This window comes from Dysgonomonas reticulitermitis (assembly GCF_054601275.1).
Genome location: NZ_BAAHWU010000029.1, coordinates 1 through 11932 on the forward strand (window position 1 = coordinate 1; position 11932 = coordinate 11932).

Annotated in this window: 9 protein-coding genes; 4 read left to right on the forward strand and 5 right to left on the reverse strand. The window is 39.8% G+C overall.

Translation table 11 applies throughout. From position 1 onward, the window contains the following. Positions 1 to 98: 98 nt before the first annotated feature. The gene (locus ACYPZI_RS10895; RefSeq protein WP_459601477.1) at positions 99 to 320 is read right to left on the reverse strand and encodes a hypothetical protein; all 222 of its coding nucleotides are present in this window, start codon (positions 318 to 320) and stop codon (positions 99 to 101) included. A 160-nt stretch (positions 321 to 480) separates the two neighbouring features. Between ACYPZI_RS10895 and ACYPZI_RS10900 the strand changes: the two genes are divergently transcribed. Continuing rightward, positions 481 to 1836 (forward strand): sigma-54-dependent transcriptional regulator, encoded by a 1356-nt coding sequence (locus ACYPZI_RS10900; protein WP_459601479.1) that lies wholly within the window; start codon positions 481 to 483, stop codon positions 1834 to 1836. A 107-nt stretch (positions 1837 to 1943) separates the two neighbouring features. Then, positions 1944 to 3245 (forward strand): sensor histidine kinase, encoded by a 1302-nt coding sequence (locus tag ACYPZI_RS10905; RefSeq protein WP_459601481.1) that lies wholly within the window; start codon positions 1944 to 1946, stop codon positions 3243 to 3245. A 23-nt stretch (positions 3246 to 3268) separates the two neighbouring features. Here ACYPZI_RS10905 and ACYPZI_RS10910 read toward each other — a convergent pair whose 3' ends face one another. The 4 genes from ACYPZI_RS10910 to ACYPZI_RS10925 all read right to left on the reverse strand — a co-directional run bounded on the left by ACYPZI_RS10910 (position 3269) and on the right by ACYPZI_RS10925 (position 9455). Continuing rightward, a complete protein-coding gene (locus tag ACYPZI_RS10910; RefSeq protein ID WP_459601483.1) occupies positions 3269 to 4585 on the reverse strand; it encodes a TolC family protein in 1317 nt (438 codons plus the stop codon). Next, the gene (locus ACYPZI_RS10915) at positions 4566 to 7640 is read right to left on the reverse strand and encodes an efflux RND transporter permease subunit (protein ID WP_459601485.1); all 3075 of its coding nucleotides are present in this window, start codon (positions 7638 to 7640) and stop codon (positions 4566 to 4568) included. The genes ACYPZI_RS10910 and ACYPZI_RS10915 overlap by 20 nt, the downstream gene beginning before the upstream one ends. A gap of 116 nt (positions 7641 to 7756) precedes the next feature. Next, complete coding sequence (locus ACYPZI_RS10920) at positions 7757 to 8842, reverse strand: efflux RND transporter periplasmic adaptor subunit (RefSeq protein ID WP_459601487.1); 1086 nt, start codon at positions 8840 to 8842, stop codon at positions 7757 to 7759. A gap of 379 nt (positions 8843 to 9221) precedes the next feature. Next, a complete protein-coding gene (locus tag ACYPZI_RS10925; RefSeq protein ID WP_459601489.1) occupies positions 9222 to 9455 on the reverse strand; it encodes a hypothetical protein in 234 nt (77 codons plus the stop codon). On the opposite strand from ACYPZI_RS10925, the gene ACYPZI_RS10930 reads away from it, so the two are divergent. Both ACYPZI_RS10930 and ACYPZI_RS10935 read left to right on the forward strand, forming a co-directional pair. Beyond that, complete coding sequence (locus tag ACYPZI_RS10930) at positions 9449 to 9601, forward strand: hypothetical protein (protein ID WP_459601491.1); 153 nt, start codon at positions 9449 to 9451, stop codon at positions 9599 to 9601. The genes ACYPZI_RS10925 and ACYPZI_RS10930 overlap by 7 nt on opposite strands. Positions 9602 to 11243: 1642 nt before the next feature. Next, positions 11244 to 11678: a hypothetical protein gene (locus tag ACYPZI_RS10935; protein ID WP_459601493.1), complete on the forward strand. Its 435-nt coding sequence runs from the start codon at positions 11244 to 11246 to the stop codon at positions 11676 to 11678. Positions 11679 to 11932: the final 254 nt, after the last annotated feature.

Here is an 11932-nt window from a genome sequence, read left to right on the forward strand (position 1 = left end):
GGCATAGACCACGGTAAATAATTACAATCTGTGGATCACACGCTGATACCTCTCAGCCTATAAAGATAAGGGTGGTCTTGGTTTTTTATACAACTGGCCTAAAAATCGAAGATTTTTATGTAGGTTTGCCTGTACAAAGCCAGGATCACTATAAACAACCGTATGCCAATCAAAGGTTTACATATAACATTCAGGTATCGTTTATCAAGCCGGAACAGGGGAAATACAGGTAACGGTTTAGTAACTGTACCCTGTCCGAAAGGGGTATTTTCCGGTCTTTTTCCGGCTTCATCTACCTGTTTGCTTTTGATTAAAAACACTGGTAATCAGTCAGTTTGCTTCAACTTACGCAAAGTTGCTTGTGGGTATTGACTTTTAGTTAAAATGAAAGGTAGGGGTCAAAATTTTGATGCGGTTGCGTTAAACTAGCCGGCATTTATACTAAAAAATGCTTACTTTTATATTTGTAAATAAAATTCCATGATACTAATTTGCGACGATGATAGTGCGATTCGTTCTTCCTTAACTCTCGTTCTCAAACGGGCAGGCTATGAAACTGCGTCTGTTTGTAATCCGCAAGAAGCAATAGAGTTTGTCAAAACAACTCCTCCTGACCTCATCCTTATGGATATGAATTATACCAAAGGGACGAGTGGAGAAGAAGGGCTCACTTTACTCAAACAAGTTAAAATATTTTGTTCTGAAGTTCCCGTAATACTTATTACGGCATGGGGTTCTATCAGTCTGGCTGTAAAAGGAATACAAGCCGGAGCTTTTGACTTCATTACCAAACCGTGGAATAATCTGGCTTTATTAAGTACCATCCAAACTGCTTTACAACTCAAAAATCAAGAAAGTGAAGATATAAATGGGTCAATATCTTCGAATAAATTTATCAATAATAAAATTATCGGAAAGTCTCCCTTATTGCTCAATGTATTTAATACGATATCCCGGATTTCCAAGACCAACGCTTCGGTACTGATAACAGGAGAAAGTGGTACCGGAAAGGAACTCATAGCCGAAGCGATACATGAAAATAGTGACCGCAGTAAAAATCCTTTTGTAAAAGTCAATCTGGGCGGTATTTCCCAGTCTTTATTCGAAAGCGAAATGTTCGGACATAAAAAAGGAGCATTTACAGATGCACACTACGACAGAATAGGACGCTTCGAATTGGCAAACAGAGGAAGCATATTCCTTGACGAAATAGGAGAACTGGATGCTGCTTGTCAAGTCAAATTGCTTAGGGTATTACAGGATAAAACTTTTGAGCCGTTAGGCGATAGCAAACAAAAACAGGTAGATGTAAGGATCATCAGTGCGACCAACCGCAATCTGGCAGAGATGGTAGCTAAAGGCATATTCAGAGAAGATTTATTCTATCGGATTAACCTGATTACAATACGTGTACCTGCTTTACGTGAGCGAATCGATGACATTCCTCTTTTGGTTAATCATTTTGTAAAAAAGCTAGTAGAGCAAAACAGATTATCAAATATAGAAGTATCAACAGAGGCGATGAACTACCTGAAAAAGTTGCCTTATCCGGGCAATATCCGTGAATTAAAGAACCTGGTAGACAGGGTTATTCTGGTGTCAGGAAAAAATGTCATAACCGATACTGACTTTAAGGAGCAATATACAGAAATACCAAATGTAAACACAAATTTGCCCGATTCGATATACCCTTTGGATGAATTAGAGAAAAACATGATAATCAAAGCAATAGAACTATATGGTGGTAATCATTCAAAAGTAGCTATGGCATTGGGACTAACCCGTCAGGCATTGTACAGAAGACTTGAAAAATATGGTATAAGTACAGATGAATAAATCATTATCATATGAAACGAAGCATGATTTTTGTCAAATCACCAAAGTCCATGATAATAAAAATCATGTGAGTTCCATATGGCAACTGAAATCAAAATTATTGTCATATGAAATCCAAGATTCTCTTTTTCATTTTGATTGTATTAGTTTTCGGATCTATTTTGGGAACCGGCTTTTTATTTTTCAAAACGGACATACGTAAATTTCTAATTATAGAGGGAATAGGAATACTCGCCATTCTTTTCTTTTGTATGCTATATTACAGGCTAATCAAGCCGTATCAAATCATATCGAGCGGAATGGAACTCCTAAAAGAGCAGGACTTCTCTACACGCTTGCGTCCTATTGCCAGCAGCGAAGCCAATCAGGTAATAGAGGTATTCAATAAAATGATGGATCAACTAAAGGACGAACGCTTGCAAGTAAGAGAAAAAAATCATTTTCTCGACTTATTGATACAAGCATCTCCGCAAGGTGTTGTTATTCTTGATTTTGACGAAAAAATTACTGAAATAAATTCTGCCGGATTACGCCTGTTAAGTATTTCAAATATAAATGAAGTAAAAGGACGAAAATTATCGGAAAGCAGTATAATTATAGGTGAACAATTAGCCGGATTAAAACCAAATGAAGATGTCGTAATTCGAGGTCCGGGTATTACAATGTACCGTTGTTCGCGCTCCTCTTTTATAGACCGTGGATTTGCCCACCCCTTTATTCTTATAGAAGAGCTGACTCACGAACTACTTAAGACAGAAAAAAAGTCATACGAAAATATCATCCGTATGATGGCACACGAAGTTAATAATTCGGTAGGTGCTGTAAGTTCTACTTTGAACGTAATATCTGATACTTTACGCCAAGACGAAAATAATGAATTGGCTGATGTATTACCTGCTGTGGAAGCATCTTTTGACAGATGCAGGCATTTAGGTGAATTTATCAGTAATTTTGCCGAAGTTGTAAAAATACCACAGCCGACACTTTCAAAAGTCAGTATTAATGAATTAGCCAAATCTGTAGATGCATTAACCCGGATAGAGTGTCAACGAAGGAATACGCAATTAACTTTAGACCTGACTACAGATACTGACACGGCATACATTGATAGCACTCAGTTTGAACAAGTCTTGGTCAATATTGTAAAAAATGCTTATGAAGCCATCGGAGAAGGAGGCCAAATAAAGATTATTACAAACTCACATCCTTTATCAATCATCATTATAAATAATGGTACTGCTATATCAGATGAAGTGAAGCAGAAGCTTTTCACCCCATTCTTCACGACTAAAAGTAAAGGACAAGGTATTGGATTGATGTTTGTCCGCGAAGTATTGCTTAATCATAATTGTAAATTCGACTTAAGCTCAAAAGATGAGTGGACAAAATTTGAAATCCTTTTTAATTAAAGAATGAAGTTCCTTAAACTGTATCAATAACCGGTATAAGAAATAATCTGCCCGCTCAATTGATTCAAAGATATTTCACATAATTTAGTATTATACATGGATTGGACAAGCCTTTCTTCGGCTGCCAGAAGACTATTTTGAGCTTCTCTGAGTTCTATTCCCGACAAATCGCCCAGCTTGTAACGATCTATTGCAATATCATAGTTTGCATAAGCAGTTTCTACATTTTCCTTTTCAAGATTTACCAATTGCATATTATTTTGATACGCCATCCACATATTTGCCAAACTAGTCTTTATAGACAGTTCCAATTGTTCAGTCTCCAGTTGGCGGTTTTCAATTTCCAGTTTCGCGTTTTGCTTCTGTCTTTTCCTATTCCCATTAAATAAATTCATACCTATCGTAACCCCGTAATTGAAACCCATAGTTTGCTGCCAATCATAACTTCCTGTATCGTATATATTTCTCGTGTAGCCATATCCTGCATTCAGCTTAAGATAAGGGTAGTTCTGACTCTGTACGCTCTTTAAATCCAATTCACTCAATCGTTTGGAATGCTGAGTCAATTGCATAAGAGAATTGGAAGATTTTGTTTTTATCCAAATATCTTCTCTGTTAAGAAGGGGATTATAATTGATGAGAGTATCGGCTACCAGAACTTGCCGTTCTACATCCGGAACCGACATCAATTTATTCAATTGCACGCGCGATGTGAATAAAACTTCATATTGCTGTATCAATTTTGAACTGTCTGCATTAAAATCCACTTTGGCTTGCTGATAATCGAGGCGCGAGGACGAACCGATCTGGTATCTGGCCTCCACAATCCTCAATCGCTCCCTTGATAATTTCACTGCATACTTCAAGTTATCCAAGCGTATATTTTGCTGAATGTAATTATAATATTCAGCTGATAAATTAGCGATAAAATTCTCAATGGTAATTCTGGTATTTATCTCTCCTATCTGCTGCAATTCTTTTAGACGGTTATAATTCGTCTGAATATTAAATCCGTCAAACACCGTCCAGCTAAGATTAATACCGGCATTCAGGTTCTGATTATTAACATTGTTATTTTTATTAGTTTCCCCCGAAGTAAGCTTTTGTTCCGTATTATTCAATGTTCCCGAATAACCGGCATTTAAATCGACTGAAGGAAGATAGCCTGCATTAGCCAATGTGGTATTATTATCGGATATTAATTGCTCATTGCGAATGATACGAATATCGTAATTTTGCAGCAATCCTATTTCAATACAACGTTTCAGATTGTATATATCTTGCGCGTGAATAGAACAGGATAAAACAATAAGTAGTGTGCTATAAAATAACCTCTTCATTATTTGATTGTTGATTTTCATTATTTTTCTGAATTCTCTTTTGTCTGTTGGTGGAGATGTACATATACATAGCAGGTACAACGAACATTGTTAATATAGTAGATACCAGCAGTCCTCCAATGACAGCTACACCCATCGCTATACGTCCATTTGCACCTTCGGCGCTGGCAAATGCCAATGGAAGCAACCCGAGAATAGCGGCGAAACTGGTCATAAGTATAGGACGCAATCTCTGTATCGAAGCCTCTTGTATAGCTTCGAACTTTCCTTCCCCTTTCTCTTGCCGTTGATTGGCAAATTCAACAATCAGTATACCATTTTTGGCTACCAAACCTATAAGCATAATAATACCGATCTGGCTATATATATTCATAGTAATATTTCCCGCATACATGAATATTAACGCGCCGGCAATAGCCAATGGTACTGTAAACATTATTATAAACGGATCTTTGAAACTCTCGAACTGAGCTGCCAAAATAAGCAGGATAAGAATGATAGCCAAACCAAAAGCAAAAAACAAGCTATCCGAACTTTCCTGAAAACTTTTCGAATCGCCGGCTAATGCAGTACGGAATGTATCGTCCAAAGTTTCTTTTGCGATACGATCCATTTCTGCCAGCCCTTGACCGATAGTTACACCGGGAGCTAATCCGGAAGATACGGTAGCCGAATTAAAACGATTGTAACGATACAATTGAGGAGGAGCAACAGTCTCTTTCAAATCGATCAGATTATCCATCTGTATCATCCTTCCTCCTGTATTTTTGAGATATATACTTCTCAGATTCAATGGAGTATTACGTTGTTGACGGTTTATCTCCCCTAATATCTGATACTGCTTGCCATTCATATAGAAGTAGCCCATACGTTGCCCACTTAGCGCATATTGCAATGTTTGTCCAATATCCCTGGTGCTCACGCCTAATAGTGCGGCTTTATCTCTGTTTATCAATACCTGAGTTTCAGGCTTGGTAAACTTTAAATTAACATCGGCCATAATAAACAGCGGACTTTCATTAACCTTCTGCATAAACAAAGGTATAAATTCCTCCAGTTTACTAATATTCTGGGCTTGTAATACATATTGTATAGGCATACTGGCCCGTCGTCCTCCAAATGTAGACTGCTGTTGCACAAATGCCCTGGCTTCAGTTGCCTGACGAACTGCCAAAGTCAAAGCATCAGCGATCTCCATCTGGCTTCGTTCCCTATCTTTAATATCGGGCAAAACAAGACGCACCGATCCACCCGATGAAAATATTCTTTCAATATTGAATTGGCGTTCCGGCACTACAGAATCTGCCATATGTGAAACCTTTTGTGTATAATCTCTGACATACTCAAAAGTCGCTCCTTCGGGAGATGTGGTACGGATATTTATAGATGACCTATCTTCCAACGGCGCCATTTCTGATGAAATTTGTCCCATAAAATAGCCTATAATCACAACTGTTAATATCAAGATAGGAAATACGAGTATTTTATGACCAAGAAACCAATTCAATGCTCTGCCATAAACAGAGTTAACACCTTGGAAAAACGGCTCACTTTTACGGTAAAGCCAATTTGGATTGTCATTTTTTTTCAGTATTTTAGTCGCCAACATAGGTGAAAATGTAAGCGCGACAAAAGCCGAAATGAGTATCGATCCGGCAACAACTATACTAAATTCACGAAATAGCCTGCCTGTCATACCCTCCAAAAAGACAATAGGAAAGAATACTGCCACCAAAGTAATTGTAGTAGAAATAATGGCAAAAAATATTTCCTTAGAGCCTTCTATTCCGGCCTTTAAAGGGTCCATTCCACCTTCTATTTTCAGGTATATATTTTCAGTCACAATTATGGCATCATCAACAACCAAGCCTACAGCCAGGACAATTGCAAGCATAGACAATACATTAATGGAAAATCCGGCAAGATACATAACGAAAAACGCCCCAATAAGCGATATCGGGATAACAATGCAAGGCACCAGTGTCACACGCCAATCACGGAGGAAGAAAAATATTATAAGAACAACCAGTATAAAAGCTATATATATTGTTTCTTTTACCTCATCTATCGACGACCGTATAAACTTGGTATCGTCGAAAGCCACATCTAATTTGACATCTTCCGGTAAATCTTTCTTTATCTGTTCAAGGCGAATTACTACTTCGTCGGATATATCTATCTGATTCGCTCCAGGTTGCGGTATAATAACAACACTTACCATAGGTACACCGTTGCGCCGCATTATATTTTTCCGGTTTTCGGCATCCAATTCGGCGGTGCCTATATCCCTGAAACGAATTACACTTTGCTGGTCTTCTTTTATTATCAAATTATTAAATTCCTCGGGGGTTTCCATCAAACCTAATGTACGGATACTCAACTCCATATTATCACCTTCGATACTCCCCGATGGTAATTCTACGTTTTCACGATCAATAGCACTTTTTACATCCATTGGCGTTACCTTATAGGCTGCCATTTTTATTGGATCGAGCCATAGACGCATCGAGTAACGATTTTCGCCCCATATTTCCACAGCACTCACATTCGGCACTGTCTGTAATTGTTCTTTGAGAGTAAGGTCTGCTATTTCACTAAGTTGTAGTAATGAGCGCTTATTACTTTCCACAGTAATCTGCATTATAGGATTAGCATCGGCATCGGCTTTTGCCACAGTAGGCGGGTCACAATCCCTGGGTAAATAACTTTGGGCTCTTGACACTTTATCACGAACATCATTGGCTGCGGTTTCCAAGTCTACATTCAATTCAAATTCGACAGTTATGCGGCTCGACCCTTGGCTACTGCTGCTCGTCAAAGACCGTATACCCGGTATACCGTTTATATTTTGTTCAAGTGGCTCGGTTATCTGACTTTCTATTATTTCTGCATTAGCTCCGGGATAAGATACGTTTACAGTAATTATAGGATTATCGATATTGGGATATTCGCGTACTCCTAAATAAAAATAGCCGATAATACCCAATAAGAATATTATCAGTACAAATACAGTAGATAGTACCGGACGCCGTATACTTAATTCGGAAATAGTCATATTTAGAGATTTAGAGATTTAAAGATCGTTTACTACTTACTACTTACTACTTACTACTCACTACTTACTACTTACTACTTACTACTCACTACTTACTACTTACTACTCACTACTCACTACTCATTAGCAATATAACTTTCTATACTGACAGGCAGACCGTCCCTTAATTGCATCACCCCGGTAGTAATTACTGTATCACCTATATTCAGGCCATCCAATACTTGAACCGAAGATGCTGTACGCATACCCTTTTTTATAACTACCCGGCTAGCCTTACCATTTTTATAAACATATGCTATGTCGCGCCCCATCTCGGCAATAGTAGATATGGAAGGAACAACGATGGTATTCTGTATTTCATGCAATTTTATTTCAACACTGGCCGAATGCCCGGGCTTTAGTTTTCCACCCTGATTAGGATAAATAGCTCTGGCCTTAAGAGATAGTGTAGATTCATCCAATTTCGATTCAACTGCGTAAACTGTTGCATAATATGTATTCAGGTCGTTTCCCATCTTGAACTCGAGCCGGGTTCCTGCTTTTACTTCATTGGCCTGAACTTCATTTACGAAGAACTCAAGCTTTAAAGGCATAATTTTCGTAAGCCGGGAAATAATTGTTGCAGGAGATGCATAACTACCCTCGCTTACATGCCGAAGCCCCAGTACTCCATCGAAAGGAGCTCGCAGTTCAGTCTGGGCTATACGTGATTTTACCAGCTCTATATCTGCTCTAAGTTTCTCAAGTTCTGTATTTACTGATTCATATGACTCCTGGCTTACTGCATCTCTTTCCAATAAGGACTTTTGCCGGAACAACCTGTCTTGTGCTAAAGGGAGTTGTGCTTCTAATTTTTGTAATTCGGCCTGTAGAGGTTTGTCATTTACCTTAGCCAGCAATTCACCTTTCTTCACCTGAGTTCCTTCGCGAAAATAAATATTCGTTATTTTCCCCGAAGTTTCGAAAGCCAGGTCTACCTCTTCGTCGGGAATAAGGATGCCAGTCGTTCTGATTATATTGTTAAGGGTATTGTATTTTATAATAACAGCATTTGTATTTAAAACTCTTTTATCTGAAGATTTAGATACCGGAGGCCCGGCCTTTTCTTCTGACAATTTATTTTTAAGCAGTGGATATAAAGCCATTCCGGCAATAAACAATAGAATAACAACGACTAACGATATTCTGACTTTTTTACTCATAATATAAAGATTCAATAAGCATTTGATTTTCCCAATGAGATATGACTGTTTAATGTTTAATTCGTTTAATCACCTATTACTGCATTTAATATTAATTAACAATAAAAAAGAACCATTCCCTATTAATCATGGTATTAAGATCAAGCATAAACAAATGCTTCGGTTATATTCATTCTTTTCTTCTGCGCGCAATCACAGATTGCTTGCGTTCCTTTTGCCCAAAGCCGCAAAAGGAACCAAAAACGCTTTTGCGCCCCCACTTCAACGTCCGACCCATAACGGACTTAAAGGCTAAACAAAAAAACTCGCTCCGGATTTTGTATAATACGAATCATTAGATAAGCTCAAACACGTTTTTGTTTTTAACGCCTTCTTCGTCCTATGGGTGCCCCGTACTTGAAGCTAACGGCGCGGCTAAAGCCTGACAAGGCAGGCTCTTGTCGTGCGTCAGCCTCCCGCGCATTAGTTCCGCAGGCGGGGGAACACCCACACGGTGCAGGCGGCGTAAAAAGGAACGGGGCGATAGCCCGTTTGTTCCTTTTAGCCGGCAAACCGGTTGTGGGTCGCCGAGGGACGAAGCGCTAGCTTTTTGCTTACTTTTGGGCAATGCCAAAAGTAAGGGCAAGCCCGGCAGGGCGCGGTTTCAGGGGATTTCGTTTTCCCACCCAAGGCGTTGCCATTGGGCTATATTATGTAGCCCCTTCAGGGCATCAAGGAAAGAAACAGGCTGAAGGCCTGATATATTCCAGCCCGGGGTAACACCCCGGGTAGATGACAACCGAAGGAACTGCGCCCTGTAAGGGCAACATAATAAGCCTTTTAAATATATATAAAATATTTTTTGTCATGTACTATGGTCCGGCGTTAGTTTTATCTATAAATACGATTTTTAATTTGAAAATTAGCGAATTTGAAGATTTGAAAATAAGTGTGGAGTTTGTTACTTTTTAGTTAAAAAGTTACGAGTAGACGAGGTACGAGGTACGAGTTGTTGACTGTTGACTGTCGCACGTCATTGCGAGGGTTTACCCGAAGCAATCCATTAATAGTCAATACTCTGGATTGCTTCACTTCGTTCGCAATGACGAAAAGACTGACTGTTGACTGTCGCACGTCATTGCGAGGGTTCGCCCGAAGCAATCCATTAATAATCAATACTCTGGATTGCTTCACTCCTGTTGGCTCCGCCGATTTTCAATTCGCAATGACGAAAAGGCCTTGCTTACTGATAACTGTTGACTGTTTACTGCTAACTGTAGAATTGGGCGTAATTTTTGCCCGTAGGGCATCCATATCAATAGAAAAAACGTGCAATACAACAACAAATCCCCGGAGGGGATTCACGAATGGACAGGTGGATGCCCTACGGGCAACTTATGAGGGGATTAGGCTGTTTTCTATTGATATGCAAGCCCTACGGGCTATTAGAAGGTATGGCCTTGTTGACTGTTGACTGCTAACTGTTCACTAACTACTGGCTACTGACTACTGTAGAAAATGTTACTTTTTAGTTAAAATATACCTCTCCCGACGGGGCAGAACCGAGGTGGGGCCGTTAGGAGTAATTTTTGCCCGTTAGGGCATTCATATCAATAGAAAGAGGTAAACCGGCCGGCCTCGCAACCCCTTAGGGGTTGAACACCTACGGCGTTCGGGTAGAAAAGAGGATACAATTTTCTATTGATATGAAAATCCTACGGATTTTTTATAGTCAACCTGCTTATCGGGAATAAATTTTTAATTTGAAAATTAGCGAATTTGAAGATTTGAAAATGAGTGTGGAGTTTGTTACTTTTTAGTTAAAAAGATACGAGTAGACGAGATACGAGGTACAAGTTGTTGACTGATGACTGTCGCACGTCATTGCGAGGGTTCGCCCGAAGCAATCCATTAATAGTCAATACTCTGGATTGCTTCACTTCGTTCGCAATGACGAAAAGACTGACTGTTGACTGTCGCACGTCATTGCGAGGGTTCGCCCGAAGCAATCCATTAATAGTCAATACTCTGGATTGCTTCACTCTTGTTGGCTCCGCCGATTCTTCGAATTCGCAATGACGAAAAGACTGACTGTTGACTGTTTACTGCTAACTGTAGAATTGGGCGTAATTTTTGCCCGTTAGGGCATTCATATCAATAGAAAAAACGTGCAATACAACAACAAATCCCCGGAGGGGATTCACGAATGGACAGGTGGATGCCCTACGGGCAACTTATGAGGGGATTAGGCTGTTTTCTATTGATATGCAAGCCCTACGGGCTATTAGAAGGTATGGCCTTGTTGACTGTTGACTGTTGACTGTCGCACGTCATTGCGAGGGTTTACCCGAAGCAATCCATTAATAATCAATACTCTGGATTGCTTCACTCTTGTTGGCTCCGCCGATTCTTCGAATTCGCAATGACGAAAAGACTGACTGTTGACTGTCGCACGTCATTGCGAGGGTTTACCCGAAGCAATCCATTAATAGTCAATACTCTGGATTGCTTCACTCTTGTTGGCTCCGCCGATTTTCAATTCGCAATGACGAAAAGGCCGACTGTTGACTGTCGCACGTCATTGCAAGGGTTCGCCCGAAGCAATCCATTAATAGTCAATACTCTGGATTGCTTCACTCCTGTTGGCTCCGCCGATTTTCAATTCGCAATGACGAAAAGACCTTGCTTACTGATAACTGTTGACTGTTTACTGATAACTGTAGAATTGGGCGTAATTTTTGCCCGTAGGGCATCCATATCAATAGAAAAAACGTGCAATACAACAACAAATCCCCGGAGGGGATTCACGGAGGGGATTCACGAATGGACAGGTGGATGCCCTACGGGCAACTTATGAGGGGATTAGGCTGTTTTCTATTGATATGCAAGCCCTACGGGCTATTAGAAGGTATGGCCTTGCTTACTGTGGAGTTTGTTACATTTTAGTTAAAATATTATGAGTAGACGAGATACGAGGTACGAGTTGTTGACTGCTGACTGTCGCACGTCATTGCGAGGGTTCGCCCGAAGCAATCCATTAATAGTCAATACTCTGGATTGCTTCACTCTTGTTGGCTCCGCCGATTCTTCGAATTCGCAATGACGAAAAGG

Excerpts from the sequence above, each read along its gene's own strand:
- ACYPZI_RS10900 (WP_459601479.1), top strand. The coding sequence starts at position 481 with ATGATACTAATTTGCGACGATGATAGTGCGATTCGTTCTTCCTTAACT.
- ACYPZI_RS10905 (WP_459601481.1), top strand. The coding sequence starts at position 1,944 with ATGAAATCCAAGATTCTCTTTTTCATTTTGATTGTATTAGTTTTCGGA.
- ACYPZI_RS10910 (WP_459601483.1), bottom strand. The coding sequence starts at position 4,585 with ATGAAGAGGTTATTTTATAGCACACTACTTATTGTTTTATCCTGTTCT.
- ACYPZI_RS10915 (WP_459601485.1), bottom strand. The coding sequence starts at position 7,640 with ATGACTATTTCCGAATTAAGTATACGGCGTCCGGTACTATCTACTGTA.
- ACYPZI_RS10920 (WP_459601487.1), bottom strand. The coding sequence starts at position 8,842 with ATGAGTAAAAAAGTCAGAATATCGTTAGTCGTTGTTATTCTATTGTTT.
- ACYPZI_RS10930 (WP_459601491.1), top strand. The coding sequence starts at position 9,449 with ATGCCAAAAGTAAGGGCAAGCCCGGCAGGGCGCGGTTTCAGGGGATTT.
- ACYPZI_RS10935 (WP_459601493.1), top strand. The coding sequence starts at position 11,244 with ATGACGAAAAGACTGACTGTTGACTGTCGCACGTCATTGCGAGGGTTT.